General features: G+C 73.8%; 20 protein-coding genes. 3 read left to right on the top strand and 17 right to left on the bottom strand.

The window, feature by feature from the left end; translation table 11 throughout:
- Positions 1–31: 31 nt before the first annotated feature.
- The 6 genes from BMY40_RS03470 to BMY40_RS03445 all read right to left on the bottom strand — a co-directional run bounded on the left by BMY40_RS03470 (position 32) and on the right by BMY40_RS03445 (position 5,381).
- The gene (locus tag BMY40_RS03470) at positions 32–772 is read right to left on the bottom strand and encodes an endonuclease/exonuclease/phosphatase family protein (RefSeq protein ID WP_245769856.1); all 741 of its coding nucleotides are present in this window, start codon (positions 770–772) and stop codon (positions 32–34) included.
- Positions 773–878: 106 nt separating this feature from the next.
- Positions 879–1,820 (bottom strand): ROK family glucokinase, encoded by a 942-nt coding sequence (locus tag BMY40_RS03465; RefSeq protein ID WP_093655156.1) that lies wholly within the window; start codon positions 1,818–1,820, stop codon positions 879–881.
- 174 nt (positions 1,821–1,994) lie between these two features.
- Entirely contained in the window at positions 1,995–2,546 is a 552-nt protein-coding gene (locus BMY40_RS03460) for a DUF5304 family protein (RefSeq protein ID WP_093655154.1), read from the bottom strand.
- 138 nt (positions 2,547–2,684) lie between these two features.
- Positions 2,685–3,980, bottom strand: a complete 1,296-nt coding sequence (locus BMY40_RS03455; protein ID WP_093655152.1) for an ArsA family ATPase — start codon at positions 3,978–3,980, stop codon at positions 2,685–2,687.
- A 2-nt stretch (positions 3,981–3,982) separates the two neighbouring features.
- Positions 3,983–4,432 carry an SRPBCC family protein gene (locus tag BMY40_RS03450; protein ID WP_093655150.1) on the bottom strand — a complete coding sequence of 150 codons (450 nt, stop codon included), beginning with the start codon at positions 4,430–4,432 and terminating at the stop codon, positions 3,983–3,985.
- 187 nt (positions 4,433–4,619) lie between these two features.
- The gene (locus BMY40_RS03445) at positions 4,620–5,381 is read right to left on the bottom strand and encodes a metallophosphoesterase family protein (RefSeq protein ID WP_093655148.1); all 762 of its coding nucleotides are present in this window, start codon (positions 5,379–5,381) and stop codon (positions 4,620–4,622) included.
- 279 nt (positions 5,382–5,660) lie between these two features.
- On the opposite strand from BMY40_RS03445, the gene BMY40_RS03440 reads away from it, so the two are divergent.
- Positions 5,661–7,454, top strand: a complete 1,794-nt coding sequence (locus BMY40_RS03440; protein WP_093655146.1) for an AMP-dependent synthetase/ligase — start codon at positions 5,661–5,663, stop codon at positions 7,452–7,454.
- 172 nt (positions 7,455–7,626) lie between these two features.
- Here the strand turns inward: BMY40_RS03440 and BMY40_RS03435 are convergent, their stop codons facing one another.
- Complete coding sequence (locus BMY40_RS03435; RefSeq protein ID WP_093655144.1) at positions 7,627–8,784, bottom strand: glycosyltransferase family 4 protein; 1,158 nt, start codon at positions 8,782–8,784, stop codon at positions 7,627–7,629.
- A 60-nt stretch (positions 8,785–8,844) separates the two neighbouring features.
- Between BMY40_RS03435 and BMY40_RS03430 the strand changes: the two genes are divergently transcribed.
- Positions 8,845–10,143, top strand: a complete 1,299-nt coding sequence (locus BMY40_RS03430; RefSeq protein WP_093655142.1) for a glycosyltransferase 87 family protein — start codon at positions 8,845–8,847, stop codon at positions 10,141–10,143.
- Positions 10,144–10,183: 40 nt separating this feature from the next.
- Here BMY40_RS03430 and BMY40_RS03425 read toward each other — a convergent pair whose 3' ends face one another.
- From BMY40_RS03425 to BMY40_RS03405, 5 genes are all read right to left on the bottom strand, one after another.
- A complete protein-coding gene (locus BMY40_RS03425; protein ID WP_245769807.1) occupies positions 10,184–11,485 on the bottom strand; it encodes a hypothetical protein in 1,302 nt (433 codons plus the stop codon).
- 126 nt (positions 11,486–11,611) lie between these two features.
- Positions 11,612–12,679, bottom strand: coding sequence for a C40 family peptidase (locus BMY40_RS03420; protein ID WP_425443064.1), 1,068 nt, complete (start codon positions 12,677–12,679; stop codon positions 11,612–11,614).
- Positions 12,680–12,914: 235 nt separating this feature from the next.
- Positions 12,915–13,940 carry a C40 family peptidase gene (locus BMY40_RS03415; RefSeq protein WP_093655138.1) on the bottom strand — a complete coding sequence of 342 codons (1,026 nt, stop codon included), beginning with the start codon at positions 13,938–13,940 and terminating at the stop codon, positions 12,915–12,917.
- Positions 13,941–14,269: 329 nt separating this feature from the next.
- Positions 14,270–15,622, bottom strand: a complete 1,353-nt coding sequence (locus BMY40_RS03410; RefSeq protein WP_093655136.1) for an NYN domain-containing protein — start codon at positions 15,620–15,622, stop codon at positions 14,270–14,272.
- A gap of 22 nt (positions 15,623–15,644) precedes the next feature.
- Positions 15,645–15,890, bottom strand: coding sequence for a hypothetical protein (locus BMY40_RS03405; protein ID WP_093655134.1), 246 nt, complete (start codon positions 15,888–15,890; stop codon positions 15,645–15,647).
- A 446-nt stretch (positions 15,891–16,336) separates the two neighbouring features.
- Here BMY40_RS03405 and BMY40_RS03400 point away from each other — a divergent pair, with 446 nt between their 5' ends.
- Positions 16,337–16,618 (top strand): Lrp/AsnC family transcriptional regulator, encoded by a 282-nt coding sequence (locus BMY40_RS03400; protein ID WP_093655132.1) that lies wholly within the window; start codon positions 16,337–16,339, stop codon positions 16,616–16,618.
- 171 nt (positions 16,619–16,789) lie between these two features.
- On the opposite strand, the gene trpD is transcribed toward BMY40_RS03400, so the two are convergent.
- From trpD to ctaE, 5 genes are all read right to left on the bottom strand, one after another.
- Positions 16,790–17,854, bottom strand: a complete 1,065-nt coding sequence (trpD, locus tag BMY40_RS03395; protein ID WP_093655130.1) for an anthranilate phosphoribosyltransferase — start codon at positions 17,852–17,854, stop codon at positions 16,790–16,792.
- Positions 17,855–18,056: 202 nt separating this feature from the next.
- A complete protein-coding gene (gene qcrB / locus BMY40_RS03390; protein WP_093655128.1) occupies positions 18,057–19,700 on the bottom strand; it encodes a cytochrome bc1 complex cytochrome b subunit in 1,644 nt (547 codons plus the stop codon).
- Positions 19,697–20,758, bottom strand: coding sequence for a cytochrome bc1 complex Rieske iron-sulfur subunit (gene qcrA, locus BMY40_RS03385; RefSeq protein WP_093655126.1), 1,062 nt, complete (start codon positions 20,756–20,758; stop codon positions 19,697–19,699). The genes qcrB and qcrA overlap by 4 nt, the downstream gene beginning before the upstream one ends.
- On the bottom strand, positions 20,755–21,573 hold the full coding sequence (gene qcrC / locus BMY40_RS03380) for a cytochrome bc1 complex diheme cytochrome c subunit (protein WP_093655124.1): 819 nt from the start codon (positions 21,571–21,573) through the stop codon (positions 20,755–20,757). The genes qcrA and qcrC overlap by 4 nt, the downstream gene beginning before the upstream one ends.
- Positions 21,574–21,627: 54 nt before the next feature.
- Complete coding sequence (gene ctaE / locus BMY40_RS03375) at positions 21,628–22,236, bottom strand: aa3-type cytochrome oxidase subunit III (RefSeq protein WP_093655122.1); 609 nt, start codon at positions 22,234–22,236, stop codon at positions 21,628–21,630.
- Between the last annotated feature and the right edge of the window lie 240 nt (positions 22,237–22,476).

Genomic DNA, 22,476 nt, shown 5'->3' with positions numbered 1-22,476 from the left:
CCGGAGCGGGCCGTCCCACCGGTCCGCGGCGCTACGCGGCGGGTACGCGCAGGGCGGCCAGGACCGGCAGGTGGTCGGTGGCCGCCCTCAGGTCCGCTTCGGCGACGCCCGGGAGGCCGGCGGGCACACCGCAGCCCAGCACCTCCACCGCCCCGGTGGCCAGCACGGCGTCGATGCGCTTGCGCGGCTCGGCCGCGGTCGAGGTGAGTTCACCGCCCCACGGACTGGTGGCCCAGCCGTCCTGGAGGGCGGCGGCCAGACGCCGGAAGGCCCGGCCGTCCGGCTCGTCGTTGAGGTCGCCGGCCACCACCGCGGCGTCCGCCCCCATGCCCGCCAGGCGGTCCAGGACCATCCCGGCCTGGGCGTACCGCTCCTTCTCGGCCAGGCTGAGGTGGCAGCAGACCACCGCCAGCCGGGCGGACGGGCCGAAGCGCAGCACCGCCGTGGCCAGACCGCGGCGGTGCAGGCCGGGGGTGCGCGGCAGCAGTACGTCCTCGCTGCGCTCCACCGCGGCGCGCAGCGAGGACAGGATCATCGGCCCGGTGGCGGTCGCCCCGCCCGTGACGTACACCAGGCCCGTCTCCCGGGCGAGGCGGGCCGCGTACTTGCGCCAGCGGAAGAAGCGGGGCGCCTCCTGCACGCAGAGGACGTCGGGCGCGCAGGCCCGGACGACCCGGGCCAGCGCGTCCGTGTCGTCGCGCATGGAGCGGATGTTGTAGCTCAGCAGCCGGACCACGGCCGAGCCGTCGGGCTCGGTGCGGGACGCGGGCAGGTCCCCGGGCGCCGTGCGCCCGGGTCCCGACTCGGGTCCGGGCCCGGACTCGGGCCCGGGGAAGTCTCCGTTCCCGGCGGCCTCGCTCACCCGCGCCCCCGTGCCGTCAGCCCTGGCGGGCCAGGTCGGCCGCGCCCACCAGACCGGCCCTGCCGCCGAGCTGGGCGGCGAGCACCTGGGCGTGCGGGCGCCACTGACTGCCCACCAGCCAGCGGCGGAAGGACTTGCGGATCGGTTCGAGGACCAGATCGCCCTCGTCCGAGACGCCGCCGCCGACGATGAACGCGGAGGGGTCGAAGAGCGAGGCCAGGTCGGCCAGCCCGGCGCCGGCCCAGCGGGCCAGCTCGCGGAAGGAGTCGACGGCCACCGGGCAGCCCTGCCGGGCGGCCTGGCTGATGTGCCGGCCCTCGATGCCCTCCGGGGTCCCGTCGCCGAGGGCGAGCAGGGTCTTCGCGTTCTCGGGGGTGGCGTTGGCACGCTGGCGGGCGTAGCGGACCAGGGCCCGGCCGGAGGCGTACTGCTCCCAGCAGCCCTGGCTGCCGCAGCCGCACAGCAGGCCGTCGGGGACGACCCGGACGTGGCCGAACTCCGCCGCGACGCCGAACCGCCCGCGGTGGAGCTTTCCGCCGATGATGATGCCGCCGCCCAGCCCGGTGCCGAGCGTGATGCACACGACGTCGTCGTGGCCCTGGCCGGCGCCGAAGCGGTACTCGCCCCAGGCGGCGGCGTTGGCGTCGTTCTCGACGACGACCGGGAGGCCGACGCGCTGCTCGACCTTGTCCTTCAACGGCTCGCTGCGCCACTTGATGTTGGGGGCGAACAGGACGGTGGCCCGCTTGTCGTCGACGTAGCCGGCGGCGCCGATGCCGACCGCCTCGATCTCGTGCCCGGTGCTGACGGTGCGGACCGCCTCCGCGATGGCGTCGATGACGCCGTCGGCGGTGGACGGGGTGGGCACCGTGCTGGTTTCGAGGATCGCGCCCTCTTCATCGACCACGCCGGCCGCGATCTTCGTACCGCCGATGTCGACGCCGATGGTGAGTCCCATGTGTCCCTCAGTTACTCGGTCGATCCCCGCTGTGCACAACCGTACCGGAGGGCGGAGGCTTGAACGGACCGACTGCGAAACCAAACCCGATCCGTACAAGCCCTGAACGGTCCCCGAACGGCGCCCGAAGGGGTTCCGACCAGGCCGGGGCCGGGGCGGGAGCCGGAGCGGGGATCAGTCGACCTCGATCCGCTGGGATCCGGCGGGGCCCTCCCCCTCGCCGCCCTTGCCCTTTTCGTCCTTCTTCCCCTCGGCCCCGGCCGCGCCGCGGTCCTCTTCCCGCTCGGCCCGGCCGCCGCGGTCCTCCGCCGCGTCCGCCGCGCCGCCGCCCGCGCCCCCACGGGTCCAGCGCCCCTCCTGGTCCGTCACCGCGGCGCGGTAGGCGGCCAGCAGTTCGCCACCCGCGGCGGCGAGGTGGTCGAAGACCTTCGGGTTGCGTTCGACGACGGGCTCAACCGCGGCTCTGGCACGGTCCGCGAACTGGGCGAACTGCCGCACCGCGCCCCGGGCGGCGGGCCCGGCCAGCGGCCCTCCGAGCTCGGCGAGCTTCCCCGTGACCGCCTCGGCCAGCTTGAACAGCTCCTCGGCGGCGCTCCCCACCGGAGCCCCGTACCGCTCGCGGCGGCGCTCGCGCTCGGCGGCGAGGTCCTCCTCGCAGGCGGTGGCCCAGGCGTCGGAATCGGCACCGGGGTCCGAAGGGGAGGGGCGCTCGGTGGCATCGCTCATGGCGGGCTCCTGGGGCGGTGGCTGCGACGGTGGCCGCGGCGGTCCGCGGCGTGTGGCCGAGGGCCGCCCGGCGGACGGGCCCTCCCCCTCGACGTTACCCGAACGCCCGGCGGCGCCCGGGGTGCCGGACGCGCTTCCTCAGTCCCGCTCGGGCCACGACCCGGGCTCGGGCTCGAAGCGCACCGTCAGCTCGCCGTCGGCCAGCCGGGCGCCGGCCACCGAGCAGCGGCGCAGCGCGGCGGGCAGCGGCAGCACCCGGCGGAACGGCCCGGTGGTGACGACGACCTCGTCGCCGCGGCGCACCAGGGACAGCGTCTCGCGGACGGCGCCGGGCAGCGGCAGCCGCCACAGCAGGACGCCCTCGTCGGCCAGCCGGTCCTCCACCGTCCACGGTCCCGCGGCCCGGTCCCCGGACGGGGCCGCCCCTGACATCGGGCCGGAAGGCGTGCCTGACGCCGGGCCGGGCGGTGGGATCCGCTCCGCCAGTTCGCCGAGGTCGGCCGGGCCCTGCGGCTCCCGGCCCAGGTGCGGCAGTTCGCACACGGCCGCCGAACCGGCCGGGCAGTCGCCCAGGAGCTCCTTGAGAGCCCCCTGCTGGCGGGACGCCAGGCCCGCCAGCCAGGGATCGGGCGAGGCGGTGGGCAGCAGCCGGTTGGCGACCACGGCGTCCAGCGCCAGGCCGTGCAGTGCGAGCCCGGCCCGGGCGGCGCGCAGCGCGCGGACGGCGGCGGGGCCGGGCTCCAGGACCAGTCGCACGGTGGTCCCGGGTGATTCGACCACCGCCTGCACGGCGGCGAGTTCGCGGTCCAGCCGCTCGGCGGCCTCGTAGAGCGAGCGGGCGGGCATCGGCACCCCGGCGAGCTGGGCCAGGACCGGCCGCAGCGCACGGGCGGCCTGGCGCTCGGGCGGCAGCAGCCGCCGCAGCCAGCGCCGGGTGTGCTCGGGCAGCGCCAGGGTGCGCACGGCCCGTCCGACCGGCGGCATGTCGGCCACGACCAGGTCGTACGGGCCTTCCCCCACGGGACCGTGCGCGTCCGCGTCGTGCGCGGCGCGCAGGGCGCGCAGCATGGCGAAGGCCTCGGCCCCGGGCGGCTCGGCCAGTTCGTCGTCGTCCAGCGGCTCGGCGCCCAGCAGGTCCAGGGCGGAGCGGGCGCGTTCCTGGAGCGCGACGGCGCGGGCCCGGAAGTCGGCGCCGGAGTCGACGCGGGACAGGAGCAGGCCGGGCGCGACCTCGCGGGGTGCTTCCGCGCCGTCGGCGCCGATCGGGCCGTCCGTGCCGAACAGCGCCCCCAGCAGGGCCGGGTCCTCGGCGCTGAGCAGCAGCGTACGGCGGCCGCTCCGGGCGGCCGCCAGCGCGGTGGCGGCCGCGACGGTGGTGCGGCCGCCGCCGCCGACGCCGGTGACCAGGACCGTGCGCGCCCGGGTGCCCTCCACGCTCAGGACTTCGCGCCGCTCTCGACGCGCTTCTTCAGCCCGTCCAGAGCGCGGTCGATGATGACCTTCTCGGCCTTGCGCTTGATCATGCCGAGCATGGGGATCTTCACGTCCACGGTGAGCTGGTAGGTCACCTCGGTGCGGCTGCCGCCGTCGAGGGACCTCAGGCGGTACACGCCGTCCAGGGTGCGCAGCATCTGCGACCTCACCAGGGACCAGCGGACCTCCTCGGGGCCGATCCACTCGTAGGCGAGGGTGTGCTCGTCCCGGATGGCCCCGGCGTCGAGCAGCAGCCGTACCCGCTCGGCCCGGCCGCGGTCGTCGGTGGAGAGCACCTCGGCCTCCTTGACCTCACCGGTCCACTCCGGGTAGCGCCCGAAGTCGGCGATCACCTCCATAACCTCGGCCGGTGCCGCCTCGACGATGATGCTCGACCTGGTGTGCTCGGCCATCCCTGTGGCTCCTCCGCGTTGCTGCGCCCGGCTCGTGGTCCGCCGCCGTCTGCGGGGGAAGGCTACCGCGCGCGGACGCGACGGCCCTCCCACCACCCCCGCCTGCCCGCGCACCCCCGTCCCCATCCGGCCTGCGCCCCGGCCGGCAGTCCGGCAGGCAGTCCGGCAGGCAGTCCGGCCCGCACAGTCACCACTCCAGGACCCAGGGCCTGCCGGTGGCGTTGAAGTGGCCGACGTTCACGCACTCGGTCCGGCCGATCCGGGTGCGCCGCACCAGGGGCTGGTGGACGTGGCCGAAGAGCGCGTACCGGGGCCGCACCGCGTGGACGGCCTCCAGCAGCGCCTCGCTGCCGCGCTCGAAGCGGCGGGCGACGGTGTCGTAGCACAGCTCGGGCACCAGGGGCGGGATGTGGGAGCACAGCACGTCGACCTCGCCCAGGGCCGCGACCTTGGCCGCGTACGTCTCCTCGTCGACCTCGAAGGGCGTGCGCATCGGGCTGGGCAGTCCGCCGCCGACGAAGCCGAAGCGCAGACCGCCGATGTCGGCCGTCCGCCCGTCCAGGACGGTGGTGCCCTCGCGGGTGTACTCGGGCCACAGCCCGGGGATGTCCACGTTCCCGTAGGTGGCGTACGTGGGGGTGGGGAAGGCGGCGAACAGCTCGGCGTACTGGCGGCGTACGGCCGCCTCCACCGCCCCCGCCTTGTCGACGTCGGCCCAGAGCCGGGCCGACAGCTCACGGGCCTCGTCGAAGCGGCGCGCGGTGCGCAGTCCGACGTACCGGGTGGTGTTCTCCGCCCCGAAGAGGTCGGGGAAGATGCCGCGGGTGTGGTCGGCGTAGTCGATGAACAGCACGAGGTCGCCCAGGCAGACCAGCGCGTCCGCGCCCTCGCCGGCCGCGGCCAGGTCCCGGCTGTTGCCGTGTACGTCGCTCACCACATGGACTCGCATGAGGCCACCCTAGAACCCGTGGCCCGGCGCGCGGAGGGCTCGCGCGCAACCCCTGGACCTGCGTCTCCTTCGTGGCCCGCGGGCGCGTGGACTACCCTGCGGGGGACAGTCCCGTGGTGTGTGACGCACCGAACATCTCGGCGCCACCCCCTATCCCGAGCCCCGTACCGGTGGGTAACGTCCGTGGCCGTCCACCCTCAAGACCCCTGTCTTGGGCCAGAGCCGGCGGAGGTCCGTTTCCCGGCGGATCCGCGGCGGCGCCGATGAGGAGCATCAGTTTTGCGCGAGTTCAGCCTTCCGGCCCTGTACGAGGTGCCCGCGGACGGAAATCTGACCGATCTCATCCGCCGCAACGCCGCACAGCACCCCGACCTTCCGGTCATCGCCCGCAAGGACGCCGAGGGCGGCTGGGAGGACCTGACCGCCCGGGATTTCCTGGCGGAGGTGCGGGCCGCCGCCAAGGGCCTGATCGCGGCGGGCGTGCGCCCCGGTGACCGGATCGGCCTGATGTCGCGCACCCGCTACGAGTGGACGCTGCTGGACTTCGCCGTCTGGAGCGCCGGCGCGGTGACCGTGCCGATCTACGAGACCAGTTCGCCGGAGCAGATCCAGTGGATCCTGTCCGACTCCGGCGCGGTCGGCTGCGTCGTGGAGACCGGCGCCCACGCCGCCGCGGTGGAGTCCGTGCGCGACCGGCTGCCTCAGCTGGCGAACCTGTGGACCGTCGACGACGGCGCGGTGCGGAAGCTGGCCGACTCCGGGACGCAGGTCACCGACGCGGTCCTGGACGAGCACAGCGGCGCCGCCGACGCCGACGCCCCGGCCACCATCGTCTACACCTCCGGCACCACCGGCCGCCCCAAGGGCTGCGTCCTGTCCCACCGGGCGTTCTTCGCCGACTGCGGCAACGTGGTCGAGCGGCTCAAGCCGCTGTTCGTCCCCGGCGAGGGCTCGGTGCTGCTCTTCCTGCCGGTCGCCCACGTCTTCGGCCGCATGGTGCAGATCGCGGCCGTCATGGCGCCGATCCGGCTCGGGCTGAGCCCCGACATCAAGCAGCTCACCGACGACCTGGCCGGCTTCCGCCCGACGCTGATCCTGGGCGTGCCGCGGGTGTTCGAGAAGGTCTACAACTCGGCGCGGGCCAAGGCCCGGGGCGAGGGCAAGGGCAGGATTTTCGACCGGGCCGCCGACACCGCGATCGCCTACAGCCGCGCGCTGGACACCGCCTCCGGCCCCTCGCTGGGCCTGAGACTGCGCCACAGACTCTTCGACAAGCTGGTCTACGGCAAGCTGCGCGCGGTCCTCGGCGGCCGGGCCACCCACGCCATCTCCGGGGGCGCGGCGCTGGGCGAGCGGCTGGGGCACTTCTACCGCGGCATCGGCTTCACCGTGCTGGAGGGCTACGGGCTCACCGAGTCCTGCGCGCCCACCGCCTTCAACCCCTACGACCGCCCGAAGGTCGGCACGGTCGGGCAGCCGCTGCCGGGCTCGACGGTCCGCATCGGCGACGACGGCGAGGTGCTGCTGCGCGGCGAGCACCTGTTCAGCGGCTACTGGAACAACGAAGCCGCCACCGCCGAGGCGATGGCGGACGGCTGGTTCCACACCGGCGACATCGGCACCCTCGACGAGGACGGCTACCTCACCATCACCGGCCGCAAGAAGGAGATCCTGGTGACGGCGGGCGGCAAGAACGTCGCCCCGGCCGTCATCGAGGACCGCATCCGGGCCCACGCCCTGGTCGCCGAGTGCATGGTGGTCGGCGACGGCCGCCCGTTCGTCGCCGCGCTGATCACGCTGGACGAGGAGTTCCTGCCCCGCTGGGCCGAGGAGCACGGCAAGTCCGGCCTGTCCAGGGAGCGGCTGCTGGAGGACCCCGAGCTGCTGGCGGCCGTCCAGCAGGCGGTGGACGACGGCAACGCGGCCGTCTCCCGCGCGGAGTCGGTGCGCAAGTTCCGCGTCCTGGCCACCCAGTTCACCGAGGACTCGGGCCATCTGACGCCGTCTATGAAGCTCAAGCGCGGCGTGGTCGCCAAGGACTTCGCGCAGGAGATCGAGGCGCTGTACGCGTGACGCTTCCGCCCGCCTCACGCGGCGGGCGGAAGCGCGGGCGCACCGGGACGCACACGAGCCGCCCCGGTCCGGACGGAACCCCCGTCCGGACCGGGGCGGTTCGGCGTACGCCCACTTCCCGGGGCGGGCTCCGGCCGGCTCCGGGAGACGCGCGGCGGCGCGGGCGGTACGGCTAGAGCAGTGCCCGCAGCCGCTCGGCCAGCAGGTCCCAGCGCCAGCGCTCCTCGACCCACTCCCTGCCGCGCTCGCCCATCCGGCGGCGCAGCGCGGGGTCCTTCAGCAGGTTCACGATGCGGTCGGCCGTCTCCGCGGCCGCCTCGCCGCCGGGCGCGCCGCCGCGCACCACCCAGCCGGTCTCCCCGTCCAGCACGGCGTCGGGCGCGCCGCCGGAGTCGCCGGCGACGACCGGCAGCCCGGTCGCCGACGCCTCCAGGTAGACGATGCCCAGCCCCTCCACGTCGAGACCGCCGCGGCGGGTGCGGCAGGGCATGGCGAAGACGTCGCCCGCGCCGTAGTGGGCGGGCAGCTCCTCCCACGGCACCGCGCCGGTGAAGCGGACCGAGCCGGCCACTCCGGTCTCCTGCGCCAGTTTCCGCAGCGCCTGCCCGTACGGCCCGCCGCCGACGATCAGCAGCACCGCCTCGGGCACCTCGGCCAGGATCCGCGGCATGGCGCGGATGAGGGTGTCCTGCCCCTTGCGCGGCACCAGCCGCGAGACGCACACCACGACCGGCCGGCCGGCCAGGCCCAGCCGCTCCCGTACGGCGTCGCCGCCGGAGCCGGGATGGAAGGTCTTCTCGTCGACGCCCGGCGGAAGACGGACCATCCGCGCCGCCGCCTCCTCGGTGAGCGCGGCGGCTATCCGGGAGCGGGTGTACTCGCCGAGGTAGGTGAGGGTGTCGGTGCCCTCTCCGATGCGCCGCAGCAGTTGCCGGGCGGCCGGCAGCCGGGCCCAGCCCGCCTCGTGGCCGTGGGTGGTCGCCACCAGCCGCCGCGCCCCCGCCCGGCGCAGGGCGGGGGCCATCAGCCCCAGTGGCGCGGCCGCCCCGAACCACACCGACGTGCAGCCGTGTTCGCGCAGGAGCGAGACCGCGCGGCGCGTCGCGTGCGGGGTCGGCAGCAGCATGGTGGTGGAGTCGCGCACGACCGTGAAGGGCTGCTCCGCGTCGAAGCGCGCGGTGGCCTCGGCGCCCTCCCGGCCGCGCTTCCAGGTCGAGGCGTAGACGACGACCCGCTCCGGATCCAGCCGCAGCGCCATGCTGTGCAGGAACGCCTGGATGCCGCCGGGCCGGGGCGGGAAGTCGTTGGTGACGATCAGGGTCTTGTCCATCGCCGCCGACAGTACCCGCTGCCCTCGGGGCGCCGGGGCGGCACCCGGTACGGTCGGTCCATGCGCCTTCTGATCGCGGCCTGGGCCGCCACCCGGACCGTGGTGCTCCTGTGCGTGTTCAAGGTGATCACGGTGCCGGGACCGGACGTCACCAGCGACGTCTCGGTGATCTACCAGGGCTGGTACCGGGTGCTGAGCACCGGCGTCTTCCCGCCGGACGACGTCACCTGGCAGTACCCGCCCGCCGCGGCGCTGGCGATCCTCTCCCCCGCGCTGCTGCCCTTCCTGGAGTACCCGGCCGCCTTCTACGTGCTGGCCTGCGCCGCCGACGCCGCCGCGTTCGCGCTGCTGCTGTACGCCTCCCGCCGCGGCGCCGGGCGGGAGCGGGGCCGCAGCCGGGCGGGAGCGTGGGTGTGGGTGGCCGGGGTGCCGCTGCTGGGCCCGACGGTGTACGCCCGCTACGACCTGATGGTCACCACCGTCGCGGTCGCCGCGCTGCTGGTCCTGGCCCGCAGCCCGCGCACGGCCGGGGCGCTGGCGGCCTTCGGGGCGCTGCTGAAGGTGTGGCCCGCGCTGCTGCTGGCGGGCACGCCGCGCGGGCGCGTCACCCGCGCCGTGTGGGGCGCCGCGGTGGTGACGGCCCTGGCGCTGACCGCCGCGTTCGCCGCCGCCATGCCCGGCGCGCTGGACTTCCTCACCCACCAGCGCGACCGCGGCACCGAGGTCGAGTCGGTGGGCGCCCTGGTCTTCCACGTGGCGCGGCACTTCGGCTGGGAGGGGCAGGTGCTGCTGAACTACGGCTCGGTGGAGTTCCTGGGCCCGTACGTGGACCTGGTGAGCACCGCGGCGCTGCTGTGCACCGCCGCCGCCTTCGGCTGGCTGGTGCGGTGGCGGCTGCGCGCGGTGGAGTGGACGGCGAGCACCGCCGCGGACGCCGCGTTCGCCGCGGTGCTGCTGTTCACCGTCACCAGCCGGGTCATCAGCCCGCAGTACATGGTCTGGCTGGTGGGTCTGGCCGCGGTGTGCGTGACGCTGCGCACCGGCCGGCAGGGGCTGCCCGCGCTGCTGGTGGTCGTGGCGACGGGGGTGACGCTGCTGGAGTTCCCCCTCAACTTCGGCAGCGTGGTGGCGAGCGACGCGCTGGGGGTGACGCTGCTGGTGGTGCGCAACGGGCTGCTGGTCGCCGCCGCGGTGCTGGCCTGCGCCCGGCTGTGGCGCACGACCGTGACCGAGCCCCTGCGCCGCGCGGAGCCGGCCGGCCGAGACGGTGGCGGGGAAGACGGCGGGGACGGTGACGGGGACGGGCGCGGGAGGCGTCCGGGGGCGCCGGAGCGGGAGGACGGGCTGGTCCCCCGGTGAGGCGCGCCCCGGCGGCGCCCCGGCGGTGCGGCCGTGGCCGCTACCGCTCGTCCAGTTCCCGCCGTACGTACTCGCGCCAGCGCGCGGTGAGTCCGTCCATGCCGGTGCCGAGCACCTCGCGGACCACCGGGTCCATGCCGCCGTCGGCCCCGCCCGCCGCCAGGTACAGCTCGACCAGCTTCTCCTCACCCCACCGCTGCGCCACCATCCGGCACAGCAGCCAGCCGCTCTCGTAGGAGCGGGCGAGCCGGTCGGCGTCCCCGGCGAAGGCGAACTCCTCGTCCGTCGGCAGTCTCCTGGGCACCTCTCCGTCGCGGACGGCGCCGGCCAGCAGGGGGGCGATCCGGGCGGGCGGCCGGTCCACCTCCCGGTAGGCGGCCCAGTCGGCGAAGCCCTCCGACAGCCACAGCGGGGTGGACTCGGTGGTGTGCGCGCGGGTGGCCACATGGGTGACCTCGTGGGTCATGACGATCCGTCGCCCCTCCTCGCCCAGCAGCCAGTAGGCTTCCGGGTTGACCACGATCCGCTCCGCGGGCGTCCTGCCCCGGCCGCCCGCCTCTCCGGTGGTGACGGCGGCGATGCCGCGGTAGGAGGAGGGCGGGCCGCCCAGGAGGCCGGCCATCCGCTCCAGTGTGGCGGGGGCCTGGACCAGCACCCGGCGCGGCCAGTCGCGCGGCCAGGCGGCGTCGGCGCCGGGGACCGCGCGGTCGGCGTCGTCCGCCAGCGCGCGCAGGTCGAACTCCGGGCGGCCGACCCCCAGCACCAGGCTCCGCTCGCCGCGCACGACGGTCATCTCCCCCTGTTCCCAGAGCTGTTGGGCGCTGCGGCGGCCGCCGGGCGCGCCGTCGCTGTCGGAGGAGACGTACCAGCGGCCCTTCCGCTCGGTGAGGGTCAGGTACTCCACGTCCCGCACCGGTGCGGGGTCGTAGCCCTCGATCCGGTAGCGCAGTTCGGCACGGACCGCGATCCGGCGGGGTCCGGCTTCCCGCTCCCCGCCGCCCTCCCCGCCGCTCGTGCCGTCCGTGTCCCGCGGGAGCGGGAAGGCGTCGTCGCCGGTGGCGGTGACGCGGTAGGACCAGTGATCCACCGGCAGCCGGGCGAGGTTGCCGAACACCGTGCGCTGGGCGTCCCGGTAGCCGTCCGCGCGGGGATCGACGGTGGCCAGGTAGGCCTCGCGGTCACCGGTGAGCACCGCCTCGGCCTGGCGGTCCAGCACCGCCTGGAGCACTCCGCGCTCCGCGGCGCCCTCCTCCGCCCGTTCCACGCAGCCGGACTGGAACGCCAGCAGCCCGGCCACCAGTACGGCCGGTACCGCCGACGCCCTCCGCCACCTCCGTGTCACACCGCTGATCGTACGGGCCCCGCCCGGGGCGCGCGGAGCATCGGGGACGGGGAGGACCGGAAACGGGGAAGGGCCGGGAACGGGGAAGGGCCGGGAACGGGTAGGAACGGGGCCGGAAGGGCGGGGTCAGGGGCGGACCACGGCGGCGACCGGCATCATCCCGACCGGGTCGTACCGCACCTGCGCTCCGGGGCGGGGGGCGTGGACGACCCGGCCGCCGCCGACGTACATCCCCACGTGGCTGGCGTCCGACCGGTAGACGACCAGGTCGCCGGGGAGCGCCTGCTCCAGCGGTACGTGCCGCCCGGCGTGCAGCTGCCCCTGCGAGGTGCGCGGCAGGAAGACCCCGGCCCGGGCGTACGCCCAGGAGGTCAGGCCCGAGCAGTCGAAGGCGTGGGGGCCGGCCTGGCCCCAGGCGTACGGCGCGCCGACCGCCCCGCGGGCCGCGGCGACCGCCGCGGCGGCCCGCGGTGAGGGGGCCGGCTCCATCGGCGCGCCGGGGCGCTCGGCGCCGCGCGACGCGTGCCCGCGGGCGGAACGCTCCTCGCGCGGGAGCCGGTTGAGCAGCCGCTGGGCGGCCGCGAGCTTGCGCTGCACGGCTTCGCGGTGCTCGCCCAGGGCCTCGCGCTGGCGCCGCAGTTCGGCGAGTTTCCCGCCGGCCTCGGTGCGCTGCTGCTCCAGCGCGCGCACCGCGCTGCGGAACGCCTTGAGCTTGGCCGTCTGGCGGCTGTTGATCCGGTCGAGGGTGGCGGCCTTGGCGAGGTACTCCTCCGGCCCCTCGGAGAGGATCAGCGCGAGGGCCGGGTCGATGCCGCCGGAGCGGTACTGCGCGCTCGCCAGGGAGCCCAGGTCCCCGCGCATCCGGTTGACCCTGGCCTGGTCGCGCGCGGCTCCGTCCTGGGCCCGCTCGACCTGCTCGCGCAGGTCCTCCACGCGTTCGGAGGCCGTGTTGTACCGCTCGGTGGCCCGCTCCGCGTCGGCGTAGAGCCGGTCCACGCGCGCGCTCAGCGCGGCCGGGGACGGGCCGCCCGCGGGGTCGGCGCCCGCCGGGGCCGCCGTCAGCACCGCCGCCGCGCCCGCGGCGGCGGACAGCGCGGTGACCCTGGTGCCCAGCCCGGACAGGCCGGAGGGCTGGGCGCGCCGGCGGGAGCCGGGACGGCGGGGGGCGTGTCGGGGCGAAGGCTGCGAGACCACGGCGGGACCGCTCTCCCTTCCGCTTCGGTGGACGGTGGCCGCCGACAGTAGCCGCACCGGCACGCTCGGTTCACGGACCGCCGCACCGTCCGGGCCGCCGTGTCCCTCCCCGGCGCGGGAGGGGGCACAGGTCAAAGGCCGGGTCGGCGGCGGGACGCGGAAGGGGGCAGCGAAAAGCCTCCCCCGCCGGGTTTCACCCGTACGGAGGAGGCCTGGGAGCTGGGACGGCGGCCGGTCAGACGCGCACGCCGAACATGAACGGCATGTTGTTGATCGACTCGTAGCGGACGTTGGCGCCGGGCTTCGGGGCGTGCAGGATCTGCCCGTTGCCCGCGTAGAGGCCGACGTGGTGCAGGTCGCTGTAGAAGAAGACCAGGTCGCCGGGGGCGAGCTGGCTCTGGGAGATGCGGGTGCCCGCACTGGCCTGGGCCTGCGAGGTGCGCGGCAGGGAGACGCCGGCCTGGCTGTACGCCCAGGAGGTCAGCCCGGAGCAGTCGAAGGAGCTCGGGCCGGTCGCGCCCCAGACGTAGGGGGAGCCGAGCTTGGACTTGGCCGCGCTGAGGGCGGCCGAGGCGCGCTGCGTGGCGGAGGCCGAGCTGCCGAGGTCCACGCGGGCCGAGGAGGCGCGGTTGGCGCGCTCCTCCTCCCTGGCGAGCTCGGCGCGCTCCTGCGCGGTGAGGGTGTTCAGCAGCCGCTGGGCCTCGGCGAGCTTGCCCTGGATCTTCTTCTTCTTGTCGCCGAGTTCCTTGCGGGTGTCCTCCAGGTCCTTCAGCTTCTCGGAGGCCTCCTCGCGCTGCTGCGAGAGGGTCCGCTGCTTGGCCTGGATCTTCTTCAGCGCGCCGGCCTGCTTGCTGCCGAGCTGGTCGAGCGCGGAGGCCTTGGCGAGGTAGTCGTCGGGGTCGGAGGAGAGGAACAGCTGCAGGGACGGGTCGAGGCCGCCGCTGCGGTACTGGGCCGTGGCCATCGAACCGAGGCTGTCGCGCAGGTCGTTCAGCTCTCCCTGACCGCGTGCGACGCTGTCCTGGAGGTTGCCGACCTGCTTCTGCAGCTTCTCCTGCTTCTCCTTGGCGCCGTTGTACTTCTCCGTGGCGTGCTCGGCCTCTTCGTAGAGCTTGTCGACCTTGGCCTTGACCTCGCTCTTGGTGGGCTTGGGTTCGGCCTGGGCCGTCTGGGAGGTCAGTGCGACCGCCGCCGCTGCGGTCGCGGTGAGCACGGTCACCCGTGTGCGGTTCGGCTGCTTGGGTCGACGGTGGGACGCCACTGGGGCGAGCTCCTTCTTCCTCAGCCGCCTGCCGGGAGCGACCCGGGGGCCACCCGGCTCCGCGATGAGCGCCGCGGATTCGGCGGTTCCTCCGCTGCCACCCCGGTTGGGTGATCAACTGCGCAGAGGTTCGGGCCAGACACTAGCCATGCATGGTGATCGCTTCAAATCCTCATAGGAAAAATCTCGCCCGTCGGCCACATCCTTTACCATCGCCCCACTGTCGGCGACCGCGGTCTGACGCTGAGTGCCGCATCCGGCGGACATTCCGGACTCCCGCGGGAAGATGACACGGCATCGGACGCGGAACCGGGCGGCGCGCCGGGGCGTCAGGTGCGGCCGAGCCTGCGCAGCAGCAGCACCGATGCCACCGGACGGGCTCCGGCCGCGGCCACGCCGTCGGCCACCTCGCGATCGGTGGAGACGACGACCACCGGACGGCCGGGCGGCTCGGCGCGCACCAGACGCCGGATCAGTTCGTCGGCGGTCTGCCCGGGTTTGCTGAACAGCACCCGCACCCCCCGCGGTGGCGCCAGCAGTACCGGAGCGGCCAGCTCCGCCCCGTCGAAGACACAGGTCACCTCGGCGCCCGTCTGGGCCGCCAGCCCCGCCAGTCCGCCCAGCAGCCGCAGCCGCTGCTTCTCCAGGGGCAGCGACGGGTAGCCGGTCTTGGTGACGTTGTAGCCGTCCACCACCAGGTGCGCCTGGGGCAGTGCCAGCAACTGGTCGAGCAGCGCGGGGTCCTCCTCCGACAGGGCGCGCCGGGCGATGTCCTTGGGGGTCATCCGGCCCGGCTCGACCGCGTCCACGGTCTCGGCCGGGCGGTGCGTGACCGGCGGCAGGGCGAGTTCGCGCCGCAGCCCCTGGGCGGCGTCCAGCACCGTGTCCAGCAGCAGCCGCAGACGCATGTCCTCCACGCTGCGCCCCTCGCGCACCGCGCGGCGGCCGGCCTCCAGGGCCGCCTCCGCCTCCGCCAGCCGCGACCGCAGCCGGCGCGCCTCGCTCTCGGCCGCGGCCTTCTCCGCGGCGGCCGCGGTCCGCACCTCCTCCAGCTCGGCCCGCGCCTTGCGCACCGCGGCCTCGCCGCGCTTGACGTCGCTGAGTGCGCTGCGCAGCCTGCGGTGCAGGGAGTCGGCCTCCTTGCGGGCGGCCTCCAGCTCCGCGCGGAGCCCCTCGGCGTGGGCGCGCCCGGCCGCCCGGGCCTGCGCCAGTTCCTCACGGAGCCGGGCCAGTTCCCGTTCGGCCTCCTCGCCGGCGCGTTCGGCCTGCGCCCGCTGGGCCTCCTCGCCCGCGGCGGCGACGAGCTTGGCCCAGCCCTCCGGCCGCAGCACGTACGCGACCGCGGCCACGTCCACGGGGTCGGCGGCGGCCGGGAACGTACCGCCCCGGACGGAGTCGGCCAGCTCCGGCAGCGCCTCGCACAGCCGGTCGGCGATGCGCCGCCGGAAGGCCGGGTCGCTCTCCAGGGCGGCGGCCATCGCGTTGCCCGCGAACCTGACCCGCCGCTGGGGGGTGAAACGGGCGTACTGCCTCAGGGGGACGGGGAGTTCGGCGACGGTGAGGCCGCCGAGCGCGTCGCCCGTCAGCGCCACCACCCGGCGGCGCACCTTCTCGGGCAGCGGGCGGTCGAGCGCCTCCTCGCCGGGCTCACCCGGTCCGCGCTCACCACCCGTCCGTTCCACCACGGTTCACACCCGCCCGTCGTCACACCTGCGCGCCGGAGCCGGGACGGTCCACCAGCTCGACCTGGTCCACCGCGTTGCACCAACGGCAGCGCACCGACTCGATCGTCTCACTGAGCACCTCGCGCTCCTCGACCCTCGGCTCCCCGGCCAGGTCCAGATGGACGTACTCCACCACCTTGCTGGAGCGCGTCACGTCGAAGCGGGTGAGATTGCCGCACATCGTGCAGCGCCACCGCGATCCTTCGTTCGGTCGGGGAACCGGCATCGTTCCGTCCTCTCCTCAGGTCTTCCCGCACCGCCGCCCTCGGCGCAGCCGGCGCGTCCACTGCCGCGTCTACTCGGGTCCTGCTGTCTCGTCCTGCCGTCCTGCCGTTCCGCCCTCTCCGGCGCTCCGGTACCCGGGTGCCCCGGATGGCGGAGATGTCTCCGCGGTGCGCGCACCCCGGGCACCCGGCCGGGGGTATCCCCGCAACCCTACGGCCTGGCGACCACCGGGCGCGCCGCGGCGGGCGGCCCGTATCCGAGCCGACACCATCCGCGGGGCCGGACCGCCGGCCCTCTCCGGCGGCGCCCGTCCCCTCCCCCGTGCCCGTGAGCCCGCCGCCGGCGGCGGGCTACAGTGAGCAGGCCAGTTCCGCCGGTGGTGGGACCACGAGAGCGAAGGGCCCACCGGGGCGCCGCCGCGGCCCCTCCCCCGAAGAAGGGAAAACCGTGATCACCTCGATCGTGCTCATCAAGACCACCACCGACCGCATCCCGGAGATCGCCGAGCAGATCGCCGCGCTGGAGGGGGTCAGCGAGGTCTACTCGGTGACCGGCGCGCACGACCTGATCGCCATGGTGCGGGTGGCCCGGCACGACGATCTCGCGGAGGTCATCCCGGGCCGCATCAGCAAGGTTCCCGGTGTGGAGTCCACCGAGACCCACATCGCCTTCCGGACCTACTCCCAGCACGACCTGGAGGCCGCCTTCGCCATCGGGCTCGATTCCTGAGCCCCGCGGCGGCCCCGGGCCGCCGCGCACCGGAAGGCCCCGGCACACCGCGTGTGCCGGGGCTCCGCCGTCTCGGCCGCCCCGGCGCCGACCGGACCCGGTCCGCGGACGGGCCCGTCCCGCTACGGGGCCCGGAGCCATGCCCCGGGCGGGGAGGCGGGGAGGGCCGCCTCAGGCGTTGCTGGCCGCCACCCAGCGCTCCAGCGCCGCCTTGGCCGCGCCGGAGTCGATGGAGTGGGCGGCCCGCTCCATGCCCGCGGCGATCTGCTCGGCCAGCGGCGCCCCGGTGGGCTCCAGCGCGGCCAGGGCGGCCGCGGAGTTCAGCAGGACGGCGTCCCGCACCGGCCCCCTCTCCCCCTCCAGCAGCCGCCGGGCCACGTCCGCGTTGTGGGCGGCGTCCGCACCGCGCAGGGCCTCCAGCGGAACCAGGGGGATGCCGACGTCGCGCGGATCGAAGGTCTCGGTGCGGACCTCGCCGTCCCGTACCACCCACACCGTCGAGGTGCCCGTCACCGTCAGCTCGTCCAGGCCGTCGTCGCCGCGGAAGACCAGCGCGGACGTCCCCCGCTCGGCGAGCACCCCCGCCATGATCGGCGCCATCCGGGCGTCGGCGACCCCGGTGGCCTGGGCGCCCACCCGGGCCGGGTTGGTCAGCGGGCCGAGGAAGTTGAAGGTGGTCGCGACGCCCAGTTCCTTGCGCGCGGCGGCCACGTGGCGCAGCGAGGGGTGGAACCTCACCGCGAAGCAGAAGGTGATCCCGGCCTCGGCCGCGACCTCGGCGACCCGCTCGGGGCTCAGCTCCAGGTTGACGCCCAGCTTCTCCAGGACGTCCGAGGAACCGGACGCGCTGGAGGCCGCGCGGTTGCCGTGCTTGACCACGCGCGCGCCCGTCCCGGCCACCACGATCGCGGACATCGTCGAGATGTTCACCGTTCTGGCCCGGTCGCCGCCGGTCCCGACGATGTCGACCGACGGGCCGGGCACCTCGATCACCTTGGCGTGCTCGTACATCGCGCGGACCAGTCCGGTGACCTCGCCGACCGTCTCGCCCTTGGCGCGCAGCGCCACCGCGAACCCGGCGATCTGGGCGTCGGTCGCCTCGCCCCGCATGATCTGGTCCATCGCCCAGGCGGTGCTCCCGGCGGGCAGGTCCTCGCCGGCCAGCAGGGCGCTCAGCACGTCCGGCCAGGTGCGCGCCGCCACGGTGTCGCCTCCGGTGGTCGTAGCAGCGCTCATGGGAATCACTCCTGGCGTGGTCGGATACGGGGGCGGCCGGATCGGCTCGGCGGCCCGCGGCCAGCCTAACGGCGCGCGGCGGCCTCCACGGCCGCTGCCCGCAGTCCGGACAGCCCCGGAACGCCGAAGGCCCCGGCCCTCTCGGAGGAGGGCCGGGGCCTCACGTGTGGCGATATCCGGTACCGGACTCGGTGGCCGCGGCTCAGTGGCCGTGACCGTGGCTGCTGGTGAGCTCCTTGAACTCCTCCGCGGTCGGCTTGGGGACCTGGCTGTCCTCGCCGTAGTAGCCCCGGCTGAGCCTGGCACGGAGCTTCTGGACGGGGCCGACCTTGCGCCGCACGCCGTTCTCGTCCGTCTCCGGGCCGATCTCCAGCGGCTTGTACTGCTCGTGCGCGGTGAGCGTGTGGAGCTGCTCCTGCGAGAGCGGCTCGTGCACCTCGACGAACTCACCGTGCGGCAGCCGCTTGATGATGCCGCTCTCGCGGCCGTGCAGCACCTTCTCGCGGTCGCGCCGCTGCAGCCCCAGGCAGATCCGCTTGGTGACGATGAAGACGACCACGGGCACCAGGAAGAAGCCGATGCGGACGAACCAGGTGATGGCGTTGATCGACAGGTTGAAGTGGGTCGCCCACAGGTCGTTGCCGCCGCCGACCAGCAGCAGGAAGTACAGGCTGATCCAGGCCGCGCCGAACGCGGTGCGCGTCGGGGCGTTGCGCGGGCGGTCCAGGATGTGGTGCTCGCGCTTGTCGCCGGTGATCCAGGACTCGATGAACGGGTACACCGCGATCGACGTCAGGATCAGCGGGAAGATGACCACCAGCGGGATGGCCACGCCCAGGTTGAGGGTGTAGCCGCCGGGCAGCACCATCTCCCACGCGGGCATCGCGCGGATCAGTCCCTCGGAGAAGCCCATGTACCAGTCGGGCTGCGCGTTGGTGGACACCTGGTCCGGGCGGTACGGGCCGAGCACCCAGATCGGGTTGATGGTGAACGTCGCGGCGATGACCGAGATGACGCCGAAGACCAGGAAGAAGAAGCCTCCCGCCTTGGCCATGTAGACCGGCAGCAGCGGCATGCCGACGACGTTCTTCTCGGTCCGTCCGGGACCGGCGAACTGGGTGTGCTTGTGGTAGAAGACCAGGATCAGGTGGGCCACCACCAGGCCCAGCATGATGCCCGGCAGCAGCAGGACGTGGGCCACGAAGAACCGCGGGATGATGTCCGTTCCCGGGAACTCCCCTCCGAAGATGAAGAAGGAGAGGTAGGTGCCGACCACCGGCACGGACAGGACCGCGCCCTCCATGAACCGGATACCGGTGCCCGAGAGCAGGTCGTCCGGCAGGGAGTAGCCGGTGAAGCCGGTGAACATGCCCAGCACCAGCAGCAGGAAGCCGAACAGCCAGTTGATCTCGCGCGGCTTGCGGAACGCGCCGGTGAAGAACACGCGCATCATGTGGACGAACATGCCCACCAGGAACACCAGCGCGGCCCAGTGGTGGATCTGCCGCATGAGCAGACCGCCGCGGACGTCGAAGCTGATGTCCAGGGTCGAGGCGTACGCCTCCGACATGTGCACGCCCTGCATGGGCACGTAGGCGCCGTGGTACTCCACCTCGCCCATGCTCGGGTTGAAGAACAGCGTCAGGTAGACACCGGTCAGGATGATGATGATGAAGCTGTAGAGGCAGACCTCTCCGAGCATGAAGGACCAGTGGTCCGGAAAGATCTTCCGCATGTTGGCCTTGGCCAGGCTGTAGACACCCAGCCGGCCGTCGGCCCAGTCCGCGACCCGCTCGCCGGCGGGCGCCTTGCCCCGGCGCTTCGGGGCGTCGCTTGCAGTACTCATCCGCGCTCCCAGAAGCTCGGGCCGACGGGCTCCGCGAAGTCGCCCTGCGCCTCGAGGTAGCCGTCTTCGTTGACACTGATCCGCAGCTGCGGCAGGGGGTGACCGGCCGGGCCGAAGATCACACGCGCGCCGTCGGCCAGGTCGAACGTCGACTGGTGGCACGGGCACAGCACGTGGTGGGTCTGCTGCTCGTACAGGGTGACCGGGCAGCCGACGTGGGTGCAGATCCTGGAGTAGGCCACGATGCCCTCGTGGGACCAGTCCAGCTCCTGCTTGTCCTTGATGTCCTTCGGCTCCAGGCGGACGAGCATGACCGCGGCCTTGGCGATCTCCGCCATGAACTCGTGGGTGCCCTCCTCGAGGCCCTGGGGCTTGGCCATGACCAGGGAGCCGACGGTGATGTCCTCGGGGCGCAGCGGCTCGTCGGTGTTCTGGTTGACGAGCAGCTTGCCCTTCTCCCAGGCGGTGTGGCGCAGCTTGTCCTCGGGCAGGGGGCCGAGGTCGCGCAGCAGCACCACGCCGGAGAGCGGCACCACGGCCAGCGCGCCGAACATGGTGTTGCGGATCAGCTTGCGGCGGCCGAGCTGCGACTCCTTGGCGCCCTGGGCGAAGTCGGCGAGGACCTGCGTACGGGTCTCCTCGTCAGCCTCGATCGGGTGGCGCTCGCCGATCAGCTCGTGGTCCGACATCAGCGTGCGGGCCCAGTGGACCGCGCCGGCGCCGATGCAGAACAGGGCGATGCCCAGCGTCATGCCCAGCGAGAAGTTCAGGGCGCTGATCTCACCGAGCGGCCAGATGAAGACGTACTGGTCGATCGGGAAGATCACATAGGAGGCGATGAAGCCGATGGTGGCCAGGATCGAGACCGTGAACAGCAGGGCGACCGTACGCTCGGAGCGCTTGGCGGCCCGGTCGTCGATGTCCTGGACGCGCGGCTCGTGGGGCGGCAGCCCGGGGTCGGCGAACGGGTTCTCGGCCCTGGCCGCCTCGCCGCCGTGGGCGCGCTCGCCCGGCAGGTTCTCGTCGGGCACGTCTGGGGATCCGGTGTGGCTACTCATGACTTCCTGGCCTTGGCGGTACGTGCCGCGACCCACACGGCGACGCCGATCAGAAGGGCGAGGACGATCGTCCAGGCGAACATGCCTTCCGCGACCGGTCCGAAGCCGCCCAGCTTGAAGCCGCCGGGGGACTTCTCGTCCTCTCCCTGGACATCCTGGATGTAGGCGATGATCTCCTTCTTCTCCTTCTCCGGCAGGATCGTGTCGGGGAAGGCGGGCATGTTCTGCGGGCCGGTGAGCATGGCCTCGTAGATGTGCTTGTCGGAGACGCCGTCGAGCGAGGGGGCGTACTTGCCGTTGGTGAGGGCGCCGCCCTCGCCGGTGAAGTTGTGGCACTGCGAGCAGTTGGTGCGGAACAGTTCGCCGCCCGCGGCGCTGTCGGCGCCCGCGGGGTCGTACTGCTCCTCGGTCGGGATGCTCGGACCGGGGCCCAGCGAGGCGACGTAGGCCGCGAGCTGGTCGATCTGCGCCTGCGTGTAGACCTGCGGCTTCTTGGGCGCCTGGGCGCCCGGGGACTGGGCCGGCATGCGGCCGGTGCCCACCTGGAAGTCCACGGCCGCGGCGCCCACGCCCACGAGGCTGGGACCGTCACTCGTGCCCTGGCCGCCGGTTCCGTGGCAACTGGAGCAGCCGGTGGCGAAGAGCTTCTTGCCCTCCTCGATGGCGAGGGACTGGGAGGACGCAGCCGAGGTGTCGGCCTTCGCCTCGTCCGCGGGTGCGAACGCGGCGTACAGCCCCCCGGTGGCCGCCAGCGCGAAGAGTAGGACGACGAGCGCCGCCAGCGGATGGCGCCGTCGTGCGGAGAGCTTTTTCACGGATTACCCCGGTGTCAGGATCTTCTGCGTCGATGCTTCTGGCTTACTGCCTGGTCACTTGATCAGGTAGATGGTGGCGAAGAGGCCGATCCAGACGACATCGACGAAGTGCCAGTAATAGGACACCACAATGGCCGCGGTGGCCTGGTGGTGCGTGAAGCGCCGTGCCATGTACGTCCGGCCGAGGACGAACAGGAAGGCGATCAGGCCGCCCGTCACGTGGAGGCCGTGGAAACCGGTGGTCAGGTAGAACGCCGACCCGTACGGCCCCGAGGAGATGGAGACGCCCTCGTGGACCAGCTCGGTGTACTCGAAGACCTGGCCGCCGATGAAGATCGCACCCATGATGAACGTGATCACGAACCACAGGCGCAGCCTCTTCACGTCACCGCGCTCGGCGGCGAAGACGCCGAGCTGGCAGGTGAGGGAGGAGAGCACCAGGATCGTGGTGTTCGTCGCCGCGAACGGAAGGTTCAGGATGTCCGCCTGCCCCGTCCAGTACTCGGCTCCCGTCACCGACCGGAGGGTGAAGTACATCGCGAAGAGGGCCGCGAAGAACATCAGCTCGGAACTCAACCAGATGATGGTCCCGACGCTGGTGAGGTTCGGCCTGTTGACCGACGGGTGCGCGTGCCCGGTATCTACTGCTGTTGCTGTCGCCACGCCGACATTATGTCGGTCGCTTATCCGGCCCTCACCTCGGGGGGTCCTGTTCGGTGTGTCAACGGCCCGTGTCCTGCTCAGACGGCCCATATCCGGGCCTTCCGGATCCCTGACGCGGGCGGCCGGGACGGAGTAGCATCCGCCAACGACGGCACACGCGGCCCGGGGTCCGTGCTCCACGGGCCCGTGGACCTTTGAGACACCTTGAGACACCCCGAGACACCCCGCGAAGGACTCCCC

The sequence above is a fragment of the Streptomyces radiopugnans genome (assembly GCF_900110735.1).
Classification (GTDB): Bacteria; Actinomycetota; Actinomycetes; order Streptomycetales; family Streptomycetaceae; genus Streptomyces; species Streptomyces radiopugnans.
The sequence above is the reverse complement of the archived record's forward strand: the minus strand, read 5'-3'. Positions and strand labels throughout refer to the sequence as shown.